Source organism: Neptunicoccus sediminis (assembly GCF_001719615.1).
In the GTDB taxonomy this organism is placed as follows: domain Bacteria; phylum Pseudomonadota; class Alphaproteobacteria; order Rhodobacterales; family Rhodobacteraceae; genus Amylibacter; species Amylibacter sediminis.
On the sequence record NZ_MDVX01000016.1, the window covers coordinates 34,814 to 56,359 of the forward strand.

24 protein-coding genes are annotated in these 21,546 nt (G+C 58.9%); 9 read left to right on the top strand and 15 right to left on the bottom strand.

Annotated elements, in window-relative coordinates:
* Positions 1-95 precede the first annotated feature (95 nt).
* Complete coding sequence (gene pncB, locus BFV97_RS14950) at positions 96-1,388, top strand: nicotinate phosphoribosyltransferase (protein ID WP_069301197.1); 1,293 nt, start codon at positions 96-98, stop codon at positions 1,386-1,388.
* A 14-nt stretch (positions 1,389-1,402) separates the two neighbouring features.
* Here pncB and arfB read toward each other — a convergent pair whose 3' ends face one another.
* On the bottom strand, positions 1,403-1,816 hold the full coding sequence (arfB, locus tag BFV97_RS14955; RefSeq protein ID WP_069301198.1) for an alternative ribosome rescue aminoacyl-tRNA hydrolase ArfB: 414 nt from the start codon (positions 1,814-1,816) through the stop codon (positions 1,403-1,405).
* Positions 1,817-1,970: 154 nt separating this feature from the next.
* Between arfB and BFV97_RS14960 the strand changes: the two genes are divergently transcribed.
* Entirely contained in the window at positions 1,971-2,321 is a 351-nt protein-coding gene (locus tag BFV97_RS14960; protein WP_069301199.1) for a hypothetical protein, read from the top strand.
* Between the two features lie 206 nt (positions 2,322-2,527).
* Here the strand turns inward: BFV97_RS14960 and BFV97_RS14965 are convergent, their stop codons facing one another.
* Positions 2,528-2,770: an EF-hand domain-containing protein gene (locus tag BFV97_RS14965; protein WP_069301200.1), complete on the bottom strand. Its 243-nt coding sequence runs from the start codon at positions 2,768-2,770 to the stop codon at positions 2,528-2,530.
* Between the two features lie 217 nt (positions 2,771-2,987).
* On the opposite strand from BFV97_RS14965, the gene BFV97_RS14970 reads away from it, so the two are divergent.
* The gene (locus BFV97_RS14970) at positions 2,988-3,452 is read left to right on the top strand and encodes an RNA polymerase sigma factor (protein ID WP_069301201.1); all 465 of its coding nucleotides are present in this window, start codon (positions 2,988-2,990) and stop codon (positions 3,450-3,452) included.
* Between the two features lie 318 nt (positions 3,453-3,770).
* Here the strand turns inward: BFV97_RS14970 and BFV97_RS14975 are convergent, their stop codons facing one another.
* Complete coding sequence (locus BFV97_RS14975; protein WP_069301202.1) at positions 3,771-4,400, bottom strand: queuosine precursor transporter; 630 nt, start codon at positions 4,398-4,400, stop codon at positions 3,771-3,773.
* A 188-nt stretch (positions 4,401-4,588) separates the two neighbouring features.
* Here BFV97_RS14975 and BFV97_RS14980 point away from each other — a divergent pair, with 188 nt between their 5' ends.
* Both BFV97_RS14980 and BFV97_RS14985 read left to right on the top strand, forming a co-directional pair.
* Positions 4,589-5,251: a DUF2268 domain-containing putative Zn-dependent protease gene (locus BFV97_RS14980; protein WP_069301203.1), complete on the top strand. Its 663-nt coding sequence runs from the start codon at positions 4,589-4,591 to the stop codon at positions 5,249-5,251.
* A 149-nt stretch (positions 5,252-5,400) separates the two neighbouring features.
* Complete coding sequence (locus BFV97_RS14985) at positions 5,401-6,006, top strand: TetR/AcrR family transcriptional regulator (protein WP_069301204.1); 606 nt, start codon at positions 5,401-5,403, stop codon at positions 6,004-6,006.
* Between the two features lie 3 nt (positions 6,007-6,009).
* On the opposite strand, the gene BFV97_RS14990 is transcribed toward BFV97_RS14985, so the two are convergent.
* The 5 genes from BFV97_RS14990 to dapA form a co-directional block, all read right to left on the bottom strand.
* Positions 6,010-7,194, bottom strand: a complete 1,185-nt coding sequence (locus BFV97_RS14990; RefSeq protein ID WP_069301205.1) for an amino acid aminotransferase — start codon at positions 7,192-7,194, stop codon at positions 6,010-6,012.
* 21 nt (positions 7,195-7,215) lie between these two features.
* Positions 7,216-8,067 carry a 3-mercaptopyruvate sulfurtransferase gene (gene sseA, locus BFV97_RS14995; protein WP_069301206.1) on the bottom strand — a complete coding sequence of 284 codons (852 nt, stop codon included), beginning with the start codon at positions 8,065-8,067 and terminating at the stop codon, positions 7,216-7,218.
* 137 nt (positions 8,068-8,204) lie between these two features.
* On the bottom strand, positions 8,205-8,687 hold the full coding sequence (gene smpB / locus BFV97_RS15000; RefSeq protein ID WP_069301207.1) for an SsrA-binding protein SmpB: 483 nt from the start codon (positions 8,685-8,687) through the stop codon (positions 8,205-8,207).
* A complete protein-coding gene (locus tag BFV97_RS15005; protein ID WP_157888341.1) occupies positions 8,687-9,205 on the bottom strand; it encodes a P-loop nucleotide/nucleoside kinase family protein in 519 nt (172 codons plus the stop codon). The genes smpB and BFV97_RS15005 overlap by 1 nt, the downstream gene beginning before the upstream one ends.
* Before the next feature lie 98 nt (positions 9,206-9,303).
* Positions 9,304-10,176, bottom strand: a complete 873-nt coding sequence (gene dapA, locus BFV97_RS15010) for a 4-hydroxy-tetrahydrodipicolinate synthase (protein WP_069301209.1) — start codon at positions 10,174-10,176, stop codon at positions 9,304-9,306.
* Positions 10,177-10,324: 148 nt separating this feature from the next.
* Between dapA and BFV97_RS15015 the strand changes: the two genes are divergently transcribed.
* Positions 10,325-12,280 (top strand): lytic transglycosylase domain-containing protein, encoded by a 1,956-nt coding sequence (locus BFV97_RS15015; protein ID WP_069301210.1) that lies wholly within the window; start codon positions 10,325-10,327, stop codon positions 12,278-12,280.
* Positions 12,281-12,286: 6 nt separating this feature from the next.
* On the opposite strand, the gene BFV97_RS15020 is transcribed toward BFV97_RS15015, so the two are convergent.
* Both BFV97_RS15020 and mnmC2 read right to left on the bottom strand, forming a co-directional pair.
* Entirely contained in the window at positions 12,287-13,198 is a 912-nt protein-coding gene (locus BFV97_RS15020; protein ID WP_069301267.1) for a DMT family transporter, read from the bottom strand.
* A 4-nt stretch (positions 13,199-13,202) separates the two neighbouring features.
* Positions 13,203-13,886, bottom strand: a complete 684-nt coding sequence (gene mnmC2 / locus BFV97_RS15025) for a tRNA (5-methylaminomethyl-2-thiouridine)(34)-methyltransferase MnmC2 (RefSeq protein WP_069301211.1) — start codon at positions 13,884-13,886, stop codon at positions 13,203-13,205.
* 57 nt (positions 13,887-13,943) lie between these two features.
* Here mnmC2 and BFV97_RS15030 point away from each other — a divergent pair, with 57 nt between their 5' ends.
* Positions 13,944-15,023 (top strand): NAD(P)/FAD-dependent oxidoreductase, encoded by a 1,080-nt coding sequence (locus tag BFV97_RS15030; protein WP_157888342.1) that lies wholly within the window; start codon positions 13,944-13,946, stop codon positions 15,021-15,023.
* 3 nt (positions 15,024-15,026) lie between these two features.
* Here BFV97_RS15030 and BFV97_RS15035 read toward each other — a convergent pair whose 3' ends face one another.
* Positions 15,027-15,842, bottom strand: coding sequence for an HTD2 family dehydratase (locus BFV97_RS15035; protein WP_069301213.1), 816 nt, complete (start codon positions 15,840-15,842; stop codon positions 15,027-15,029).
* Between the two features lie 67 nt (positions 15,843-15,909).
* Between BFV97_RS15035 and BFV97_RS15040 the strand changes: the two genes are divergently transcribed.
* Both BFV97_RS15040 and BFV97_RS15045 read left to right on the top strand, forming a co-directional pair.
* Entirely contained in the window at positions 15,910-16,311 is a 402-nt protein-coding gene (locus tag BFV97_RS15040; protein WP_069301214.1) for a VOC family protein, read from the top strand.
* Positions 16,304-17,053, top strand: a complete 750-nt coding sequence (locus BFV97_RS15045; protein WP_083225674.1) for a sulfite exporter TauE/SafE family protein — start codon at positions 16,304-16,306, stop codon at positions 17,051-17,053. Before BFV97_RS15040 ends, BFV97_RS15045 begins: the two co-directional genes overlap by 8 nt.
* A gap of 12 nt (positions 17,054-17,065) precedes the next feature.
* Here BFV97_RS15045 and rnr read toward each other — a convergent pair whose 3' ends face one another.
* The 4 genes from rnr to dapE are packed head-to-tail and all read right to left on the bottom strand — an operon-like array spanning position 17,066 to position 21,499.
* Positions 17,066-19,288, bottom strand: a complete 2,223-nt coding sequence (rnr, locus tag BFV97_RS15050; protein WP_069301215.1) for a ribonuclease R — start codon at positions 19,286-19,288, stop codon at positions 17,066-17,068.
* Between the two features lie 56 nt (positions 19,289-19,344).
* Complete coding sequence (locus tag BFV97_RS15055; protein WP_069301269.1) at positions 19,345-19,914, bottom strand: TIGR04282 family arsenosugar biosynthesis glycosyltransferase; 570 nt, start codon at positions 19,912-19,914, stop codon at positions 19,345-19,347.
* A gap of 17 nt (positions 19,915-19,931) precedes the next feature.
* Positions 19,932-20,348 carry a GNAT family N-acetyltransferase gene (locus tag BFV97_RS15060; protein ID WP_342672151.1) on the bottom strand — a complete coding sequence of 139 codons (417 nt, stop codon included), beginning with the start codon at positions 20,346-20,348 and terminating at the stop codon, positions 19,932-19,934.
* The gene (dapE, locus tag BFV97_RS15065) at positions 20,348-21,499 is read right to left on the bottom strand and encodes a succinyl-diaminopimelate desuccinylase (RefSeq protein WP_069301217.1); all 1,152 of its coding nucleotides are present in this window, start codon (positions 21,497-21,499) and stop codon (positions 20,348-20,350) included. The genes BFV97_RS15060 and dapE overlap by 1 nt, the downstream gene beginning before the upstream one ends.
* Positions 21,500-21,546 lie beyond the last annotated feature (47 nt).

Here is a 21,546-nt window from a genome sequence, read left to right on the forward strand (position 1 = left end):
GTCGGGCTTCAGCCCGACATCTTCCCCCCCCCGACAGGCTGGACAAGCCGCCAAACCCCTGTTCTAACACAATTCGGACAACCGGAGCCCGAAATATGGTCGATATTGCCACCCGAGTTTATAACCACAAATGGAAGATCGACCCGATCGTCCGCTCTTTGATCGACACAGATTTCTACAAGCTGCTGATGTGCCAGTCTGTGTTTCGCAACAAACCGGACGCGCAGGTGACGTTCAGTCTGATCAACCGGACCAAAACCATCCGGCTAGCGGATATTGTGGACGAGGACGTGCTGCGCGAGCAATTGGATCACGTCCGCTCTTTGCGGTTGTCCCGCGGAGAAAGCACTTGGCTGCGCGGCAATATGTTCTATGGCAAGCGCCAGATGTTCCGGTCCGATTTTATGGAGTGGTTCGAAAAGCTGCAACTGCCAGCCTATCACCTTGAGAAAGTTGACGGGCAGTACGAGTTGACCTTTGAAGGGTCCTGGCCCGAGGTCATGCTCTGGGAAATTGCCGCCCTGTCAATCCTGATGGAACTGCGTTCTCGGGCGGTTCTGAAGGGCATGGGCAAGTTTGAATTGCAGGTGCTTTATGCCCGCGCCATGACGAAACTTTGGGAAAAGATCGAAAGATTGCGCGAGGTGGAACATCTGAACGTTGCGGATTTCGGCACGCGGCGGCGGCATTCCTTTATGTGGCAGGACTGGTGTGTTCAGGCCATGCACGAAGGTCTGGGCGAGCGTTTTAACGGCACCTCCAACTGTCTGATTGCCATGCGCCGAGAGGTGGAGGCCATCGGGACCAATGCCCATGAATTGCCGATGGTGTATTCCGCGCTGGCCGATAGCGATGCGGAACTGGCACAGGCCCCCTATCAGGTGTTGGCGGACTGGCAGGAAGAACACGACAGCAACCTGCTGATCATGCTCCCCGACACATACGGGACCGAGGGGTTTCTCGCCCGCGCACCGGAATGGCTTGACCAGTGGACCGGCATTCGCATTGACAGCGGCGATCCGGCCAAGGGGGCGGAAATGGCGATTAACTGGTGGAAATCCCGTGGACAGGACCCCCGCGAGAAACGGATTATTTTCTCTGACGGGTTGGATGATCACAAGATTATCGAGCTGGCCCATCAGTTTAACGGTCGCGTGCGTATCGCTTTTGGGTGGGGCACAATGCTGACCAACGACTTCCGCGGGCTGGTGCCGGATGATGCGCTCGCCCCGTTTTCGCTAGTGTGCAAAGCCGTTGCAGCCAACGGGCGCCCGACTGTAAAACTGTCAGACAACCCGCGCAAGGCGATGGGGCCAGCCGATGAAATTGCACGCTACAAACGGGTTTTCGGTGTTGGAGAGCAGACAGAGATGGACGTGATCGTTTAGCAGCGGGGTCTGATTTACTCCTCCACCTTGCCGCGCAGTTTCTTCACCGCGCCCCGTTGCTTCTTGCCTTCCAGACGACGGCGCTTGCTGCCAAGCGTGGGACGGGTCTTGATCCGGCGTTTGGGTACTTCGGTGGCTTTGCGCACCAGCTCTGCCAGTTTCTCACGGGCGTCATCGCGGTTCATTTGTTGGCTGCGGTGGGATTCCGATGTTACGATCACCGCGCCGTCCTTGGTCCAGCGCCGCCCTGCCAGCCGCTTGAGCCGCGCCTTCACAGCGCCTGTCAGATTAGGAGAGCGTTCCGCCTCAAAGCGCAATTCTACCGCGCTGGAGGTTTTGTTCACATGCTGTCCCCCCGGACCAGAGGCACGGTGAAAGCTTTCTGTGAGTTCCCATTCTTCAAGAGTTATGCTATCGTTGATGTACATTGTAACGCCGCGTTGCCCTTCGTTTTGCTACGCATTCGCGCGCGATTTGTTCCATGAAAACACATCACTTTATTGATAACAACCGTGTGTGGTCGCAAGGCAGATCCGCTCCTACATGTAATCCATCGCAAGACGGAAACGAAAGGAACGAGACATGAAAACTCTTATTACAACAACAGCAGCCGCAGCAATCATGGCATCCGTAACCGCAGCACATGCCGACAACAATGACAACGAACGTTACGATGCAGTGACACCGGAAACGACCCTGAATGACACAGGTGTAAAGGTGGATGACAACGCACGTTACGACTCGGTCACGCCGGATCAAAAGCTGAACGATACTGCCGAAAACGTACAGAATAACGAGCGTTACAAAGCAGTTACGCCGGGTACAGAAGATGAAGATGTGTCCCGCAACTATGGTACAGAATTTGAGCGCCTGAACGGTCGCACCGATGACCACATGACACGCTCCGAATATCTTAAAGAGACACTGCGCTAATATTTAGCGATGTTGTGCAAATAGGCCGGTCCCGATGGACCGGCCTTTTTTGTATCTTCGGTTATTTGCCAGCACGCCGACTTCGGCGGTCGCGGTTTGATAGATCATCCCATCCTATCAACGCCGTCGTGTCCGGCAACAGACCAAAAAGGGCCGGTCCAACCGGACCGACCCTTTCCGCTGATCATAACGTGGGGTGAGAGAGATCAGTTTGTCGCCAGCACGCCATCCTCGGCTGTGGCAGCTTCGTATTCCGCAGCATCAATCGCACCGTCTTCGTTAGTGTCCACTTCGGTAAAGACCGCCGGATCGACACCTTCATGTCCGGCTGTGAATTCTTCCACGCTCAGGGCGCCATCGGCATTGGTGTCCAGTTCGGCCATATCGGCAGCCTGTGCAAAGGAAGCAGTGGCAAGGATAGCGGCGAAGGTCATTGTCATTTTACGCATAGGTAACTCCTGTTCGTTTACTTCAAGAACACACAGTTTGCGTGCTCTACAGACAAGGACGAAATCGGGGGGCGGTTTATTCCATCGCTCAATTCAGGGTGGCAGAATTCTGCCAAGGCGGACTGGCGGGTTTTGGCCGTGGGCGGGAACCCTCCTAACGACTTTCTAAAAATAAAGCGTAGCTAATAAGGGCAGCAAACCAACCCGGAGCATTCGCATGAATCGCGATAAACTGTTTGACCATCTTGAAGATCTTCTTATCTACGCGCATCATCTGACCCGCAACCGCGATCAGGCCGAAGATCTGGTGCAGGACGTTGTTTTACACGTTCTAAGCCGTGACACCTGCCTGTCCGATGTAGAGCATCCGCGCCGTTATATGGCGGTTATCCTGCGGAACCTGTTTCTGGACCAGATCCGCAAAAAGGGCCGCGCACCGTCTCATGTGCCGATTGACGATCACGACCCCGAGGACGAAAACGCCGATGTCTACGGGGCGCTGGCCTGCGCCCAGACGCTGGCCGCCATTGGCCGTCTGCCCGAGGAATACCGCACCGTCATGCGGTTGCGCGTGGATGCGGGCCTGTCCTACTCCGCGATGGCAGAACAATTGGAACTGCCGATTGGCACGGTTATGTCGCGGATGAGCCGCGCACGATCCAAATTGCGGGAATACTTGTAAACCCGCCCTCCCCCTGAAACGGAAAGAGCCCTGCCGAAGCACTGGCAGGGCTCTCCTCGAGAGTTGGAGGTGGCAAGCAAGATCGGAAAATCTTGAAACCGGATGTGTGTATAGAAGGGCTGCCCTCTAAACGCTCACCTCGTTTGTAACCTTAACCAGCTGCTCCTGTTTCCCAATAATCATTGGCACCTCCTTTCTGATTGTTTCACGCGGGGGTTGTTTTCAACCCCGCAAGGAAATCGTGCCACGACTTTTGGAAATCACCAAGCATTTTTTGCAGGTCATCCCAGATTTTGTGGGTAAAAGGTTAACTCCTGCCTAAATGTTGGCTTTCTTACCAGACAAAGCAACGACGAGGTAACGAAACGGTATCAGCGCAATCACTGCAAGCGACAGCTTTACCAGCCAGTCTGCAACCCCAAGGCTCACCCAAAGCGGCGCAACCGGACCAACCCCGAGCATGGGCAACATTTCACCCGCCCAGGACACGTCATTGGCAGGCTCAAGAAAGCTCAGGCTGCCGGCAAAGGCGATGGTGAAGAACAGCACCGTGTCAAGCGAAGACCCGACCAGCGTAGAGGCCAGCGGCGCCCGCCACCATGCCCCGTCCCGCAGGCGGTTGAACACAAACACATCCACCAGTTGCGCGACCAAGAAGCCGGTTCCCGAGGCAATCGCGATCCGCAATGTGACCAGCGGGCCGTATTCCCCGATGATTTGCGTGCCGATGAACGAACAGATCACACCCACTGCGAAACCGGCCAGCACCACCTTGCGCGCGGCCTTAGCCCCGTAAATGCGGTTGGTCAGGTCGGTGACAAGAAATGCCAGCGGATAGGTAAATGCACCCCAGGTCAGCCAGTTGCCGAACAGGAATTGCACAAGAATATTGGAAGCGACAACAACTGCCGCCATGGCGAGAACGCCAGGAATAAGGCCACGAGACATATTTTTTCTCCGTTTTGAAAAGGTAGCGGACACTTTTTCCCCGTGTAACGGGGCTGGCGGGGCATACCGCCTTGCTACGGTCTTGGCAAGGCGCAGTTTGAAATCCTGCCAAAACATGCCCGCAGCCCTTGGCAGAGCCATATGATCCACTATGATAGGGCAACTGTCATCCGCGCTGGGAATACACTGTGAGCAATTGGACCCTACATTGGCTGGATGCCACCGGCGATTTAAGCGCATGGAAAGACCGGATCTCCGGACAAATCCATGAGGCTTATGCCGGAATGTCCCCCTTTGTGCGGCCGTCGCAGATGGATGTTCTGATCGAGCGGGGCAATGAAACGGTCGTGCCGGAAACCGGCATGTCCGCCCATGTCAGCCGCGCGAACCTTTGCACGCTGATCTTTGATCCTTATAACGAGAATTTTGCAGAAACCCTGACCAACGGGCTGGTGCAGCGGCAAATGGTCAACACCGCCCACCGCGCGATGCGGGCGGCTGGTCCGGGGTACGGGTTCACCCTTGGCGGCGCGATGGTCAGTGAGGGTCTGGCGGCGCAATTTGTCCGTCTGGTCTTTGACTCGCCGCGCGAACCTTGGGATTGCGCCTTTGATGACGCGGAACTGGTGCGGCTCTGGCCGGATCAGCGCACGCTGATGTCTCCGAAATTCGATCATGCAGAATGGTTTTCCGGTGCAGGGGCCCATCCCCGCTGGCTCGGCTACACAATGGGTGCGCGTATCGTCGAGAACTGGCTGCTAAGCGGTGCGGAACTGACGCCGGAGCGGTTGATCAACGTGCCCGCTCCCAAAGTTCTGAACGCCGTAGCAGCGCAGGCGATGGTGTCTTAGGCCCTTCCCTAAAGCCGACACTGCCAGCCCGATCCGATAACGATCTTTTCCGAGATCCAAACGACAGCCCCGACAGAAACGTACAGAAGTTTACGGATTGATTGAAGCCGTAAAGTTTTATACGATTATAGTCGAAAGGCTGGGAATTTATGGAAACCGCCAAGCAAAAAGACCGCCGCCACCGCATCGAAGAAGCCGCTTATGCCGTTCTTGACGAGAAAGGCTATAAAGGCGCGTCTATGCTGGATATTGCCCGTCGTGCGGGGTGTTCCAATGAAACCCTCTATCGTTGGTATGGCAATAAACAAACCCTATTTGCAAGCCTTGTCACCGCCGATGCAACGGCGGCAAAAGCCCGATTAGAGAAATCAATCGAAGAGGATGGCGACACGATAGAAGAGCTTCGCCTGCTTGGACCGCTGTTGCTGGAAAGGGTCACAGGGCGCCGCGCTACAGTGCTGAACCGTGCAGCGGCGGGCGACGTATATCACACCGGCACGCTGGGCGGAGTGATCAACCAGAGCGGCAAAGACCTGATCACACCGCTTGTAGAGCGCCTGGTTCAAGTCGGATTGGATCGCAGGTTGCTGCACCGCAGCAATTCTAGTGAAATTGCAGAGATGTTTCTGACAGTCCTGATCGCAGACACCCAAATGCAGCGGGTCGTCGGGGCAATGCCGGAATTGACGGAAGCGCAAAAAGAAGACCGCACAGACAGAGCCTGCACGGTCATCCAGAACCTTTATGGCGCCTAGGGCCTAGCCGCCGACAGCGACAACCGCCTTGGCGATTTTCGGAATCGAGGCTTCGGACAATCCGGCCACGTTAAACCGGCTGTCACCAATCATATAAATCCCGTGATCCTCGCGCAGTTTGACGACCTGTTCCTCTGTCAGCCCCAGACGGGAGAACATGCCGCGGTGTTCTGCGACAAAACCGTAGCGGTCGGAACCGGTTTCCGCGCGCAGCGCATCGGCCAGCTTCTTGCGCAGCCCAAGCATGCTGGTGCGCACCTCTTCCAGTTCGGACTCCCAATCGGCCCGCAGTTCCGGATCGCTCAGCACCATCGTCACCAGCCGTGCGCCGTGATCCGGCGGGAAGCTGAAATTCAGGCGGTTCAGGCTGGACAACATACCCTGTGTCAGTCCGGCATTTTCGGAATCCCGCGAAATGGCGATCACCAGACCGCAGCGTTCGCGGTAGATGCCGAAGTTTTTGGAACAGCTTGCCGAGATCAAAACCTCGGGGCATTTCTCTGCCAGCAACCGAACGCCGTAGGCATCTTTTTGCAGACCGTCACCAAAACCCTGATAGGCGATGTCCACAAAGGGGATCGCTTCCTTTTCAAGCAACAGATCCGCAACCTGTTGCCATTGCGTGTCATTCAGGTTGGCCCCTGTGGGATTGTGACAACAGCCGTGCAGGATCACAACATCACCGGCTTTGGCCTCTGCCAGATCAGCCATCATACCGTCGAAATTCACAGCCCCGGTGTCCGCATCGAAATAGCGGTAGGTGCGCATCGGAATGCCAACGCCTTTGACCATCGCAGGGTGGTTCGGCCATGTGGGATCGGACATCCAGACCGTCGCATCCGGAGAGGCCACTTTGATCAGTTCCAGAATCTGGCGGATCGCGCCTGTGCCACCGGGTGCATGGGCAAAGGACAGGCGCTCAGCGCGCACGGAATCCCCGAGCACCAGATCGGCCATCACCTTGTGAAAGGCTCCGTCCCCGATCAGGGCAGTGTAGCTTTTGGTGGTCTCTGTATCCCACAGCAGCTGCTCGGCCTTTTTTACGGCCCGCATAATCGGCGTGTTGCCGTTGGCGTCTTTGTAAACGCCGACACCAAGGTCGATTTTTTCCGGGCGCGGATCGGCGCGGAACATGCCGCTGAGCATGATAATCTTGTCAGGCGGTTGCTGTGTCAGGTTTTCGAGCATCGTCGTATCCTTAATCGGGCCTTAGCCCTGTTCTACTTTCAAGTCGTTGTAGCTGCCCCATTCCGCCCATGACCCGTCATAAAGCGAATGGTCGCGATGGCCGATCATCTCCAGCGCAAGGGACAGGACCGCCGCTGTCACACCGGACCCGCAGGTGGTGATTACAGGGCGGTTCAGATCGACGCCGGCCTCGTTAAAGACAGCGCGGATTTCATCGGGGGATTTGAAGGTGCTGTCGTCGTTCAGCAGGGTTTTGAACGGCACATTCTTGGAGTTCGGAATATGACCGGAGCGCAGACCCTTGCGGGGTTCTTCCACCTCACCGCGAAAACGTTCGGCGGCGCGGGCATCGACGATTTCTGCCTGATCCAGTTTGGAGGCAAGCGCCACCTGCGTCACATCCCGCACCAGCGTCGCATCCCGCCGTGCGGTCATGTGACGGTCGCGGATCACGGGGGGCAGGTCTTCGGTGGGGTGGCCTTCGGCCATCCATTTCGGCAAGCCACCATCCAGAACGGCCACATCCTTCTGACCCATATGCCGGAACAGCCACCAGACACGGGCCGCAGAAAACAGACCTTCACTGTCATAGACAACCACGCGATGCCCGTCACCCACACCAAGGGCACGCATGCGGGACATGAATTTCTCGGTCGGGGGCGCCATATGGGGCAGGTCGGAATTGCTGTCGGACACATCGTCTATGTCGAAAAACCGCGCACCGGGAATATGGGCGGCCTCATAGTTCGCCCGCGCATCGCGGGGATCACCGGGCAGATAGGCCGTTGCGTCCAGAATGCGCAGGTCCGGTGCGTCCAGATGCTGTGCCAACCAGTCGGTTGATACGATGGTTGTTTGATCACTTTGTGCCATGAAAATACCTCTGCGCTGTTCCCTCGGGAGTACCCTTGCCTGTAACAGGTTTCAAGTGTTGGGCTTCATAAGAAAACACAGGCGGCGCTTTGCCAAGGGGAGAATTGCCCCCCTGACACTTTGTGCCGCATTCCCGCCTAGCTGTTGTCCCGCAGCAGACGGGCTTTTTGCTTTTGCCAGTCCCGCTTCTTCTCGGTTTCGCGTTTGTCGGCAAGACGTTTACCCTTGGCGATACCGATCAGCAGTTTCGCCAATCCCTTGTCGTTGAAGTAAAGCTTGAGCGGAACAAGGGTCATCCCCTGCCGACCGATGCTTTGCCACATCTTGGCCAGTTCCCGCTTGGAGGCGAGCAGCTTGCGGCGGCGGCGTTCTTCGTGATTGAAGGATTTGGCCTGCGCATAGGGTTGGATTGCACTGTTCACCAGCCACAATTCACCGTCCTCGATCGTGGCATAGCTTTCGGCAATATTGGCCGAGCCGAGCCGCAGGGATTTCACCTCGGAGCCGTGCAGCACCATGCCACACTCCACCGTATCTTCAACGGCATAGTCATAGCGTGCGCGGCGGTTCTCAGCGACGAGCTTGTTATTCGGATCGGCTTTCTTTTTCTTTGCGGCCATCAGTCTGTTATCCTGACACCGTGCAAACGGTGCATTTCTTTTTCGCTCGGGGCTTCCCACATGGCGTTGATCCCGTCGAACATCTCTCTCGTGACCTCAAACTGAAAGGTCTCGGCCTGTTCTGCATTGCGTTTCAACACCCGTTGCCAGCGTATTTCGGTTGGAACATCTACATAATGTAATTGCGTGGAAAAACCATGCTCTTCTGCCCAGTTTACAAAAATGCCCCTCTCATGGCGGTTGGTCAATCCGCAGTCGAAAATGACTGGTACACTCAGGGGCACCAGTTGTTCAGCCATACAGCGCATCTGGTGGCAGTTGCGCTGCACCCTTTCGTAAAACCATTCAAACCGCAGTTCGTCGGGTTTGTCCTGATTGTGCAGCCGCTCCATCCATTCATCAATGGCAAAACGTACACCGCCGATGTCTTTGGCCAGTCGAAAGGCGTAAGTGGATTTACCGGCCCCCGTGCAACCGGCGATCAGGTGAACATCGCGGGGTTTCTGTATTCCGGTCAAAAGCATGCTCCTTTCAACAAAAAACGGCGGCAGCATTTCATGCCCCCGCCGTAAAAATTCCAATAACCGCTCTGGCGCAAGACGCCGAGGCGGTCGGATCAGTTGATCAGACCCGCCGTGCGCATGGCCGCGTCCATCTTGGCTTCGGTCTCTGCCAACAGCGGCGTCAGGGGCAGACGCACTTCGGCAGAGCAATGGCCGAGCTTGGATACACCGTATTTTGCACCCACAAGACCCGGCTCTGTGAAGACGGCTTCGTGCAGTGGCATCAGACGATCCTGAAGCTCCAGCGCTTTGGCATAATCACCGGAGAGCGTGGCTTCCTGTAGCTGCGAACACAGTTTCGGCGCGACATTTGCCGTCACAGAGATACACCCGACACCGCCTTGGGCGTTGAACCCGTGGGCGGTGGCGTCCTCACCGGACATCTGGATGAAATCCGTGCCGCAATGGATGCGCTGCGCACAGACACGGGACAGATCGGCGGTGGCATCTTTCACCCCGACAATATTGTCCAGCTTGGCCAGTTGGCCCATCGTTTCGGGCAGCATATCCACCACGCTACGGGGCGGAATGTTGTAAATGATGATCGGCAGGCCGACCTCGTTTACCGCTTCGAAATGGGCAATCAACCCGCGCTGTGTCGGCTTGTTGTAGTAAGGCGTCACCACCAGCGCACCATCCGCGCCGATGTCTTTGGCGTATTGGGTAAAGCGCAGGGCTTCGTCCGTGTTGTTGGAACCGGCCCCTGCAATCACAGGCACGCGGCCCGCAGCAGTTTCCACCACAACTTTGATCACGTGCTCGTGCTCTGTGTGGGTCAGGGTGGGGCTTTCGCCGGTTGTTCCCACGGGAACCAGACCGTGTGTCCCTTCGGCAATATGCCATTCGACCAAGTCCTTAAGCGCCTTGTCATCCACCTTACCGTTTGAAAACGGGGTGATAAGCGCGACATAGGAACCTTTAAACATGGGCTTGGCCTCCGGTTGGGATGAATTGAGTCGGGTCCAATTAGCAGGGAAATTCAAAGAACGGAACGACGAAAAATTGAATTGCAACGCCAAAGGGGTGAAATACTGTTGTTAAGCGCTATCTATAGGGCTTCGTTGGGGGTGTTTTATGCGTTTTTTGATTATTCTTACGGTCTCGCTGCTGGCCTTTGCAGCGCCGCGCGGCGTGGTGGCCCAGTCTGCGACCAAGGTGGATACGACGGGGGTGGAGCAGGCTCTTGCCGCGATTGCCGCGCGCAAATGGGAGCAGCTGGACGATCTGATGAACGGTATCAGCGATCCGATTGCGCGGGATTTGCTGGAATGGCAGCGCCTGCGGCGGGACAACGGGAAATGGTCGGACTATGTGGCCTTTTTGACAGAGCATCCCGACTGGCCGGGTCTGAAATCCCTGCGGGCCAAGGGTGAGGTGAAAATCCCGACCGACGCCGACCCGAAAGCCGTAATCGCCTATTTCACCGTTGAACAACCGCAAACCGGCGTGGGCGCGGTGCGGCTTGTCAAAGCCTATGCCCGAGATGACCAACCGGAAAAGGCCCGCGCCGAGGCGATCCGCGCCTGGACCACCCTATCGTTGTCGTCCACATTGGAAACCCTTCTGCTGGCCGAATATGAAGACACGCTTAAACCCCATCACATCGCGCGGCAGGACATGTTGTTATGGCGCGGGCGCATCACGGCGGCGCGGCGGATGATGCCGCTGGTCCCCGAGGGGCACCAGAAACTCGCGCTTGCGCGGATTGCGTTACAGGAAACAGCCGACGGTGTGGATGCGGCCATCGCCAAAGTCCCCGAGGCCCTGCAACTTAATGGCGGGCTGGCCTATGACCGCTTTATCTGGCGGGTGAAGAAAAACCGCTGGGACGATGCGGAAACACTGCTGGCAGAGCAATCTGCCGATCTGTCCAATCTGGGGCGCGCCGAAGAATGGGGCAACCGCCGCCGCACTTACGCTCGCCGTGCGATGCGGGCCGGCAATCCCGATCTGGCCTATTGGCTCGCCAGTCAGCATGGGCTGAGCGAGGGCGGCGATTACGCGGATCTGGAATGGATCGCTGGCTATGTTGCGCTGCAAAAGCTCGACGCGCCAGAGCAGGCAGCGATCCATTTTGAAAACCATTTCAATGCCGTGCAAACCCCGATCAGCCTCGGGCGGGCGGGCTACTGGCGTGGACGCGCGGCCGAGGCGCTGGGGGATTTTGACAAGGCGGCAGCGTATTTTCGTCAGGGCGCCGAACACCAGACCAGTTTTTACGGGCAACTGGCGGCAGAGCGGATCGGGGCAGAGCCTGATCCCCTGTTGACCGGCACCGGCAAAGTCCCTGACTGGGCGGACAGCCCGCTGTCGGCCTCCGGTCCGGTGCGCGCGGGTCTGCTGCTTCACGCCATTGACCGGCAATATCTGATGCGCTGGTTTTTTTCCCATGTGGCGGAAACCGCGCCCGAAGACCAAACCAACCATCTGGCGGACCTTGCCCTGTCGCTTGACCGGCCCTATGTGGCGCTGGCCGTCGCCAAGGAAGCGGCGAAACGGGGATTTATTCTGCCACGCAGCTATTTCCCTGTCACCGAACTGGCCAAACATTCCGGCGATGTAGCCCCTGAACTGGCGCTGGCCATCGCACGGCGCGAGAGCGAGTTGAACCCCGAAGCTGTCTCCCCTGCCGGGGCACGCGGGTTGATGCAGGTGATGCCCGGAACAGCCAAAGAGGTGGCAAAGGATATAGGTGTCGAATATTCCAAGACCCGTTTGTCAAATGACTGGCGCTATAACGCACAGCTTGGCACGGCCTACCTTGCCTCTATGCTGGAACGCTATGACGGGTCATATATCCTCGCCTTTGCTGCCTATAACGCCGGCCCCCACCGCGCGGACCGCTGGATCGAGGAATACGGCGACCCACGCGATCCGCAGATCGACCAGATCGACTGGATAGAGCACATCCCCTACCGCGAAACCCGCAACTATGTGATGCGGGTCAGCGAGGCGCTGTTCGTTTACCGGATGCGGCTGAGCGGCACGGCAAAACCGCTGCGGCTGAGCAAGGATCTGATCGGCGGTTAAGACGTGTCAGGTGCCGGTGGTTCCCGCCTGGGCCTTGGCCCGCAACGCCGCCTTTCGTGCACGGTTTTCCCGCCAGAGCGTGAACAGACCCGCCGCCACAATGACCGCGGCGCCAAACGCTGTGGAAAACGGCAGATGCTCTCCAAAGACCAGAACGCCGATGAAAGACACAAAGACCAGTTGCATAAACGCGAATGGCTGCACCACACTGGCCTGCGCCATCTCATAGGCTTTGATCAGCAGATAATGCCCAAGCGCCCCTGTTACACAAAGCACCGCCATCCAGATCTGATCCTCGGGCAGCATCGGCTCCCAAAAGAAGGGACCAATGGCTGACATGACGATAAAGCCGCTGATTGCGGTCCAAAAAAAGCTGGTTTCTGCACTGTCCTTGGCCGCAGCCATTCGGGTCAGCAGGTGGTAAAGCGCAAACAGCAATGCCCCCGCAAAGGACACCAGCGAGAGCGGCGAGAATACTTTCACCCCCGGTTGCAGGATGATCAGCATCCCGATGAATCCGACCCCGATTGCCGCCCAGCGCCGCCAGCCGACACTTTCTTTCAGAACCGGACCGGAAAGCGCCGCAATCAACAGCGGGTAAACTGCAAAGATCGCATGGGCTTCGATCAGGCCAAGCAGGGTAAACGACAGGATCGTCACAAGGATTTCAACCGCCAGCACGATACCGCGAAAGAACTGGAAAAACGGCTGGGTCGTGCGCGCATCCCCGAACAGACTGCCCGAGCGGACACGGGATACGGCCATCAACACCAGCAGGATGAACCAATAGCGCACCATTACGATCATAAAGACGTTGTAAGTGTCTGCCAGATGGCGGGAAATACCGTCCTGCGCTGCAAACACGAACGTCGCAGCAATCATCAGCCAGATACCGGCACGCGGGTTGTCTTTGGTCATCATTCTATCCGGATTCAAGGGTACCTCGGGTCATGTGCCGCTTGCGGCCATACCCTTTGGTCCTTTTGACGGCAAAGCCGGCGGAAGCCAAGGCCCGTCTGACATGCCCTGCTGCGGTGTAGGTGGCGAAACTTCCGCCGGTTGCAGTGTGACGCGCAACCGCCGTTAGCAGGTCCGGCTCCCATAGTTCGGGATTTTTTGCCGGTGAAAACCCGTCGAGAAACCACGCATCGGCCCGACCGCCCCAGCAGGGCAAGGTTTTGCGGGCATCCCCGGCCACCACGTCGGCCCTGAGCGTTCCACAGACAAGCCGCCGTGCCCCGTGGTCCCAAGCCCTTGCAAACCGCGCGGCATATTCCGCCAGCTCCGGCCAAGCAGCCTGCGCCTGCGCCATATCCTGCGGTGCCATCGGGAAGGCTTCAAAACTGGTGTAGCGCAGGGGCGTTGTCTGGCCTGCATCCTCCCACGCCTTCCAAGCACACAGCAGGTTCAATCCGGTGCCAAACCCCAGTTCGCCAATGTGAAACCCCTCGGCAAAGCGGTCCGGCAGATCGTTCCCTGCAAGAAACACATGGGCGGTTTCCGCGATGCCGTCCTCCAAAGAGAAATACGGATCGTCAAACCGTGTCGCCACAGGGATTTTTCCATTCCGCCAGCTAAGCGCTGCATATTCATTCTGGTCGCTCATACCCGATTGCTTTAGGTCAAGCGCCAGACGAAAGAAAGCCGTGACGGAGTTATGCACATGCGGGTGAGTGTTGTGGGGGCGGGAATCTGGGGGTTGGCCAGCGCCTATGCCTGTGCGCTGCGCGGGGATCAGGTCACGGTCTACGAGGCGGGCGAAATCGGCTGTGGTGCCAGTGGCGGCATCGTCGGGGCGCTTGCCCCGCTGGTGCCGGACCTGTGGACGCCCAAGAAACAGTTCCAACTGGACTCCCTGCACAGTGCCGAAGCCTTCTGGACGGACATTGACGCGACCTCGGGCCTGCGCTCCGGCTATGGGCGTATCGGGCGGCTGCAACCGCTGCAAACCGAACGCAGCCGCGAACTGGCCGTGGCCCGCGCTGAGGAAGCCCGCACACTCTGGCGCGGGCAATACCACTGGACACTTGAGCCGCGCCCCGACCTGATTGCCGCACAAGCCGCACCGCTGGGGGTGGTTTATGATACGCTCTCCGCCAGAATTTTTCCGGCACAGGCCGCCCGCTCGCTGGCCACAGCCTGTATTGCCCGTGGTGTAACGATCCTTGAAAACCATCCCGTCGAAACAGTTTTTTCCGGCGGAATCAGCGGCCCATTCGGACGCGCAAACTCGGACGCGGTGATCCTTTCGGCAGGCGCAGAGGGCTTTCGCCTCATGGCGCCCTATGTGCCGCTGCACGAGAAAACCGGCGTCAAGGGGCAGGCCGCCCTGCTGGATGCAGATCTGCGCGGCGCACCGCAGGTCTATGCTGGCGGGGTCTATGTGATCCCCCATGAAAACGGCACCGTGGCCGTAGGGTCCACGTCTGAAACAAGCTGGGACCACACCGACCCCGACGACCAGTTGGAACCTGTGATCGCGCAAGCCCGCGCCATGATCCCCGCACTGGCAGAGGCGCCCGTTCTGCAACGCTGGGCCGGTATACGACCCAAGGCGCGGCGGCGCGATCCGATGGTGGGAAAACTGCCCGAACTGGACGGGGTGTTCGCTGTGTCAGGTGCCTTCAAGATCGGCTTCAGCCTTGCCCACAGTCTCGGGACTGTCATGGCCCATATGATCCGCGACGAACCCTACGCCATCCCCGAAAGTTTCACCGTAGACTGGCATCTGGCCGGGGGCTAATCCCTATCCGGCTGTCGCGCTCATGCACATACGTCCGTCCGGTCCGCGCACCCAAAGCGCCAGACCGTCATCAGCTTCGGGGCGGGCGCAGAAGGTCGCTTCTTCAAAGTCAAACAGCGGCGCTGTGGCGCGAAAGGAAAAGCGCGACAGATCCCCCAAAATACCGTGGGCCAGATTCACCAGCATTTGCGCAAGGATCGGGCCATGCACCACCAGCCCCGCATAGCCTTCGACCTTCATCGCATAGTCGCAGTCGTAATGGATGCGGTGGCCGTTGAAGGTCAGCGCGGAATAACGGAACAGATCGGTGGGCGAGAATTTGCGGCTCTGGCTGACGGTTTCATCCGTCGGTGCAACAGGTGGCACAGGCGCTGGCGCATCCGGAGCGGCCTCTGCGCGGTACAGCAGCGACTGGGTTTCCGACAGGCACAGGTGGCCCCTTTGGGTGATCTTATGGTCCAGCGTTACCACCGCAAGCTTGCCGCTGCGGGCGTCTTTTTCCTGAACATCCGTAATCGTCGTGCGCTTCAGCGCTGGCTCCCCCAGCCGGATCGGTGCGTGAAACTCCAGCGCACCCCCTGCCCACATCCGCCGTGGCAGACCAAGATCGGGAATGAAATCTCCCGTGCGGGGATGCCCGTCGCGGCCCAGATCAGCAGGGCGTTGCGGTTCCCAGAAATAGGCGTAATGCCAGAAGGGAGGTAATGGATCGCGGGCCTCTGGAACAGGGCCGGACAGGTCCAGCGTGGCTTTCATCGCAGCCGCGCGGGCCGGATCAAGCGTATCGGAAATTTCGACAGTTCTACCAAGTGCTTTCATAACCTGTTCATCGCCCGATTGAGCGGGTATAGGCAAGGGGTGAATTTGTTGAGGCGGCGGATATTTCATGACGAAACCGGAACTTACAGGCTTGGACCATCTGGTTCTTACGGTCGGGGATATGGACGACACCGTTGCCTTTTACACCCGAGTCCTGGGGATGACAGAGACGCGATTTATTGTGGCAGACGGCACCATCCGCAGTGCATTGGCCTTTGGCCGCATCAAGATCAACCTGCATCCGGCCGATGCACCCTTTGCCCCTCATGCCCGCACACCGACGCGCGGCTCTGCCGATCTGTGTTTGCTTACAAACGCGCCGCTAACCGACTGGATCGCGCATCTCCAGCACTGCGAGGTCGCACTTCTGGAGGGTCCGGTTCGCCGCACCGGAGCACAGGGTCCGATGACCTCAATCTATCTGCGTGATCCGGATGGCAACCTGATCGAAATCGCCTCCTATGACTGACCTTTTTGCGGTTCTGGATATTGGTCTGGGCACGTGGTTCGCCTGTTTCTGCGCGGTGACACTGTCGTCCTTTGTGCAGCGCCTGTCCGGTCAGGCGTTCGGTATCGTTGCCGCGCCGCTGATTGCGCTGGTGGCGCCGCAGTTTCTGCCCGCGGGCTTGCTGCTGCTGGGAATCTCTGTCGGTCTGACCTCTACCGCGGTGGATATTTCCGCGATCAACAAGGCCGAGATCATTCCCGGTTTCTTTGGCCGTGCGCTTGGCGCGGTGCTGGCCGCGATGGTGGCGGCGCAGATCACGGATGTGGACATGATTGCAGGGCTGACAGGGCTGGTGGTCCTGGCCGGTATCGCGCTCAGCCTGTCGGGTATCCGCGTGCGGATTGCGCCTGTGTCGTTGACACTCGCGGGCATTGCAGCAGGGCTGATGGGCACGATCACGGCTGTCGGTGCGCCGCCAATGGCGCTGTTGTACCAGCACGAGCCTGCCAAACGCTCCCGCGCGATGCAGAATGCGTTCTTCTTCTGGGGCATGTGCGTATCCGTGCTTGCACTGGCGTGGCAGGGGCTGGTGACAGGGCGGCATCTGGTCTTTGCCCTGTCCCTGATCCCCGCGATTGTGCTGGGCCTGTCAACCTCTATGCCGCTGGCCAAACGGATGGAGCGCAAGGCACTGCGGCCCTACGCGCTTGGCCTGTCGGCCCTTGCCGCAACCACCCTGATCCTGCGGCTACTTTTAGTTTAGGCCGCCCCGTCGTTAGCGTTTCTTTTTCTTGCGCCCCTTGACCAGCTTGCGTTTCTTGCTGGGGGCACGGCGGCCGCTTTCGCCTTTGGGCATTGGCTTGCCGCCCACTTCGATCAGTTCCAGCAACAGACCGCCCGTCATCGGCGCCGCTTCGGCCAGACGCACCGTGGCAGGCATCCCGACCGAAATCACCCGACCGGAGCGATCCCCTTTCAACGACTTGTTCTCGTGATCGTAAACCCAGTATTCGCGACCCAGATTGGACAGCGGGATCATCCCGTCCGCGCCGGTTTCGTCCAGCTTCACAAACAAGCCGAACCGCGCGATGCCGGACACGCGGCCTGAAAACTCGTTCCCGACACGCTCGGACAGGAATGCCGCAAGGTAGCGGTCCGTTGTATCCCGTTCCGCCAGCATGGAGCGCCGTTCCGTCTGGGAAATCCAGTCGCCGGTATCCGCCAGCCCTTCGGCATCCTCGGGGCGCAACCCGTCATCGCCCCAGCCGTGGGCCGAGATCAACGCGCGGTGCACCAGCAGATCGGCATAGCGCCGGATCGGAGAGGTGAAATGCGCATAGCGTTTCAGGTTCAGACCGAAATGCCCGAAGTTGTCCGTGCCATAATAGGCCTGCGTCATGGACCGCAGAACGGTCAGGTTAATTACCTCTGCATCCTCAGTTCCCGCCGCCGCATCCAGCAGTTTGTTGAGGTTGGAGGTTTTCAGCACCTGCCCCTTGGGCAAGGTCAAACCCGCGCTTTCAGCAGTTTCGCGCAGGGATTCCAGTTTCTCAGGCGACGGTTCTTCGTGCACGCGGTACAACAGCGGCTGGCGCTTTTGTTCCAGCGTTTCAGCGGCGCAAACATTGGCCGTCACCATGAACTCCTCAACCAGCTTGTGGGCATCGAACCTTTCGCGGAAGGCAACACTTGTGACCACGCCCTCATCCGACAGAACGATCTGGCGTTCCGGCAGGTCAAGGTTCAGCGGCTGGCGTTCATTGCGGGCCTTTGTAGCACTCGCATAAGCGGCAAACAGGTCGTTGATCGGTCCAGCCAAAGGTTCTGTCGCACTGTCGTATTTACCCTGCGACGCGGCCTGCGCCTGTTCATAGGACAGGGACGCGGGGGAACGCATCAGCCCGCGGTAAAATTCGTGATGCAACCGACGGCCCTTGGCGTTCAGCACAATCCGCACAGCGATACAGGCGCGGTCCACACCTTCATGCAGCGAACACAGATCCCCCGAAAGCGCATCGGGCAGCATTGGCACAACACGGTCGGGGAAATAGCTGGAGTTGCCCCGCTTGCGGGCCTCCTTGTCCAGTTGCGAACCGGGGCGCACGTAATGGGCCACATCGGCAATTGCCACCCAGACAACATGGCCGCCTTCATTCTTCGGATCGTCATCGGGAATGGCGCAGATCGCATCGTCGTGATCCCGCGCATCGGACGGGTCGATGGTAAACAGGGGCAGATGACGCAGATCCGTGCGATTGCCCAGCGCCACCGGCTTTGCGGTTTCGGCCTCTGCCAGCACATCGTCGGGGAAGTGATCGGGGATACCGTGCTGGTGAATGGCTATCAGCGAAATGGATTTGGGCGCCATCGGATCGCCAAGGCGTTCGACAATCCGCGCCTTGCCAAGCCCTGCGTGGCGCTGCTTGCCAATCTGTTCGGCCTCGACCAGTTCGCCGTCCTTGGCGCCGCCAGCCTCTGCCCCCGGCACGATAAACTCGCGGTCTGCTTTCTTGTCCACCGGCACCAGCCGCCCGCCTTCAGAGCCGACACGGTAAATCCCGAGTATGCGTTGTGGACCAGTCCCGATACGCCGGATCAAACGGCCCTCATATTTCACATCAGGGTCGTTTGACGGTGACAGGCGCAACAGCACCTGATCATTGGCACCAAGGGCCGGATCACCCTTCTTGGCCATGATCAACGCGCGGGGGCCGTCGCCCTCTCCGTCCCATTCCAGCGGTCTGGCGAACAGATCGCCGTTTTCATCCGGTGGCAGCACCATCATGACGGAGACAGGGGGCAATTCGCCCGCGCCTGTGTAATTGCGTTTCTTCTTTTCGATATGACCTTCTTCGGTCAGGTCCTTAAGAATCCGCTTAAGCTCTATCCGGTCGCTGCCTTTGATCCCAAAGGCCCGCGCCACGTCCCGCTTGCTCGATTGGCCGGGGTTTTCCTTGATCCATTCAAGGACTTGTTCTTTTGTAGGTAGTTGTTTCATACCCTGCGATACCACGGCGCAATGCAAAGGTCATGGGCAAAACGCTGCTCGGCGGTCTATGGCGCAGTGACTGTGGCAAGGTCCGAGGCGCGGTCCACATCCTGCAATTCCGCCACCATCGCGCAGGACAGCCCCCGCAGGGTGGCAAGCGTATCGGCGCGGGCGTGTTCGCTGCTCCAGCGCACGCCTTTGAACAGATCGCGCGGCGCAGGGCGCGCGTTTTTCAACCCAACCAGCCAGTAGCCACCATCCGGCGCCGGACCAAGCACGGCATCATGATCGCCCAGCGCCTTGAACGCATCGGCAATATGGCGCGGAGTAATGCCCGGAATATCCGCCCCGATCACCAGAACCGGACCCGGAACAGAGCTGCGCAAGGCACGGCCCATCCGGTCCCCGAGATCGCCCTGCCCTTGGGCAAAACGGGGCAGATGGGACGGCCAGATGCGACTGTGCAGCCCTGCACAATCCGGAGAAACCGCCAGCACCGTCTGCCAGCGCGGGTCCGCAGAGAGGCGGCGGATCAACCGGCGGGTTTGGTGACGGAACCACCATGTGGCAGGAATTGTGCCGATGTCCCGACCCAGCCGCGTTTTCACACGGCCCGGTCGGGGTTCCTTAACCATGATATAAAGCTGCGGCGTCACAGCCCCCGCTCCATCATCAGATGGGGAATGCCCGCATCGTCAAACACATCGCCGTAACTGGCATAGCCGAGCCGTTCGTAAAACGACAAGGCCCGTGTTTGCGCCCCGAGGATCACCCGCGTCGCCCCTGTCGCGCGGGCGGCATCGTGGCAGGTTTCGATCAAAGCGATCCCGACAGCCTTGCCCCGATACTCCGGCAGCACACAAACCCGCCCGATCTTGGCGGTTGTGCCAAAGGGTTCCACCCGTGCACAGCCTACCGGAACTCCGTCAAAACGGGCCAGAACATGGGTCGCGTCCCCGTCCCTGCCATCATATTCGTCCGCCTCGGACACACCCTGTTCCTCCATGAACACCTTACGGCGCAGGGCGAAACAACTGTCCAGATCGTCGGTGACTTCAACACGCAGCATCAGGCGAAATAGTCCGTCAGGATGCGGGTATATATTGATTTCAACTGTTCGATCTGGGCCACTTCAACGTGTTCATCCACTTGATGCATGGTCTTGCCCACCAGCCCGAATTCCACCACCGGACAATGGCTTTTGACAAAACGTGCGTCCGAGGTGCCCCCCGAAGTGGACATCACAGGCTCTACCCCTGTTTCCGCCTTCACCGACTTGGCAATCAGCGTGGACAACTCCCCCGGTGGGGTGAAAAAGCTCTCGCCGGAGACTTTGACCTGCATATCAAAAGAGATGTCGAACAGGCTCGCCACCCCGTCCATCTCGCGCGTCAGCCAGTTGGTCAGCGCGGTGGATGTCCATGTGTCGTTAAACCGGATGTTAACGGTGGCGCGGCATTGGGCCGGAATAACGTTATTGGCCGGATTTCCAGTGTCGATCGTGGTCACGGCAAGGGTGGTCGGGTCAAAATGCTCGGTCCCTTCATCCAGTGTATGGGCGGCGAGTGTCGCCATCAGTTGCGCCATAGCGGGCAGCGGGTTTTTGGCGCGGTGCGGATAGGCGGAATGGCCCTGAACGCCCGTCGCTGTGAAAAACGCCGTCATCGACCCGCGCCGCCCGATTTTCATCATCTCGCCCATTTCGTTCGGGCAAGTGGGTTCCCCCACAAGGCAATGGTCGATCCGTTCCCCTTGCGCCTCCATCCAGTCCAGAAGCGCAGTTGTCCCGTCCAGCGCATCACCTTCCTCGTCGCCCGTAATTGCCAGAACAACGGACCCGTCCGGCGGGCTGTTGCGCACAAAGTCAATTGCAGCGGCGGCAAAGGCGGCCACGCCGGATTTCATATCGGTAGACCCGCGCCCGTAAAGAATACCGTCCTTGATTTCCCCACCGAACGGGTCAACCGTCCAGGCATCTGCATCCCCGACTGGCACCACATCCGTATGGCCGTTAAACCCGAAGGTCCGGCCGTTCGCCCCCTGCCCCCAGCGGGCAAACAGGTTGGACACGCCCCCCCGATCCACCCGCGTGCAGGTAAACCCCGCGCCCGACAGCAGCGTGTCCAGCAGCACCAATGCGCCGCCTTCCTCGGGGGTAACGGAAGCGCATTTCACAAGGTCAGCGGTCAGTTTCACGGGATCAATCGGTTCATGGGTCATCGGGTCTTCTCCTTTGCGCACAGACCTACCCCCGCCACGGCGCAGCA

What these genes read in the sequence shown, in the direction of transcription:
- pncB (WP_069301197.1), top strand. Translation starts at nt 96, where the DNA reads ATGGTCGATATTGCCACCCGAGTTTATAACCACAAATGGAAGATCGAC.
- arfB (WP_069301198.1), bottom strand. Translation starts at nt 1,816, where the DNA reads ATGTACATCAACGATAGCATAACTCTTGAAGAATGGGAACTCACAGAA.
- BFV97_RS14960 (WP_069301199.1), top strand. Translation starts at nt 1,971, where the DNA reads ATGAAAACTCTTATTACAACAACAGCAGCCGCAGCAATCATGGCATCC.
- BFV97_RS14965 (WP_069301200.1), bottom strand. Translation starts at nt 2,770, where the DNA reads ATGCGTAAAATGACAATGACCTTCGCCGCTATCCTTGCCACTGCTTCC.
- BFV97_RS14970 (WP_069301201.1), top strand. Translation starts at nt 2,988, where the DNA reads ATGAATCGCGATAAACTGTTTGACCATCTTGAAGATCTTCTTATCTAC.
- BFV97_RS14975 (WP_069301202.1), bottom strand. Translation starts at nt 4,400, where the DNA reads ATGTCTCGTGGCCTTATTCCTGGCGTTCTCGCCATGGCGGCAGTTGTT.
- BFV97_RS14985 (WP_069301204.1), top strand. Translation starts at nt 5,401, where the DNA reads ATGGAAACCGCCAAGCAAAAAGACCGCCGCCACCGCATCGAAGAAGCC.
- BFV97_RS14990 (WP_069301205.1), bottom strand. Translation starts at nt 7,194, where the DNA reads ATGCTCGAAAACCTGACACAGCAACCGCCTGACAAGATTATCATGCTC.
- sseA (WP_069301206.1), bottom strand. Translation starts at nt 8,067, where the DNA reads ATGGCACAAAGTGATCAAACAACCATCGTATCAACCGACTGGTTGGCA.
- smpB (WP_069301207.1), bottom strand. Translation starts at nt 8,687, where the DNA reads ATGGCCGCAAAGAAAAAGAAAGCCGATCCGAATAACAAGCTCGTCGCT.
- dapA (WP_069301209.1), bottom strand. Translation starts at nt 10,176, where the DNA reads ATGTTTAAAGGTTCCTATGTCGCGCTTATCACCCCGTTTTCAAACGGT.
- BFV97_RS15015 (WP_069301210.1), top strand. Translation starts at nt 10,325, where the DNA reads ATGCGTTTTTTGATTATTCTTACGGTCTCGCTGCTGGCCTTTGCAGCG.
- BFV97_RS15020 (WP_069301267.1), bottom strand. Translation starts at nt 13,198, where the DNA reads ATGACCAAAGACAACCCGCGTGCCGGTATCTGGCTGATGATTGCTGCG.
- mnmC2 (WP_069301211.1), bottom strand. Translation starts at nt 13,886, where the DNA reads ATGAGCGACCAGAATGAATATGCAGCGCTTAGCTGGCGGAATGGAAAA.
- BFV97_RS15030 (WP_157888342.1), top strand. Translation starts at nt 13,944, where the DNA reads ATGCGGGTGAGTGTTGTGGGGGCGGGAATCTGGGGGTTGGCCAGCGCC.
- BFV97_RS15035 (WP_069301213.1), bottom strand. Translation starts at nt 15,842, where the DNA reads ATGAAAGCACTTGGTAGAACTGTCGAAATTTCCGATACGCTTGATCCG.
- BFV97_RS15040 (WP_069301214.1), top strand. Translation starts at nt 15,910, where the DNA reads ATGACGAAACCGGAACTTACAGGCTTGGACCATCTGGTTCTTACGGTC.
- BFV97_RS15045 (WP_083225674.1), top strand. Translation starts at nt 16,304, where the DNA reads ATGACTGACCTTTTTGCGGTTCTGGATATTGGTCTGGGCACGTGGTTC.
- rnr (WP_069301215.1), bottom strand. Translation starts at nt 19,288, where the DNA reads ATGAAACAACTACCTACAAAAGAACAAGTCCTTGAATGGATCAAGGAA.
- BFV97_RS15055 (WP_069301269.1), bottom strand. Translation starts at nt 19,914, where the DNA reads ATGGTTAAGGAACCCCGACCGGGCCGTGTGAAAACGCGGCTGGGTCGG.
- BFV97_RS15060 (WP_342672151.1), bottom strand. Translation starts at nt 20,348, where the DNA reads ATGCTGCGTGTTGAAGTCACCGACGATCTGGACAGTTGTTTCGCCCTG.
- dapE (WP_069301217.1), bottom strand. Translation starts at nt 21,499, where the DNA reads ATGACCCATGAACCGATTGATCCCGTGAAACTGACCGCTGACCTTGTG.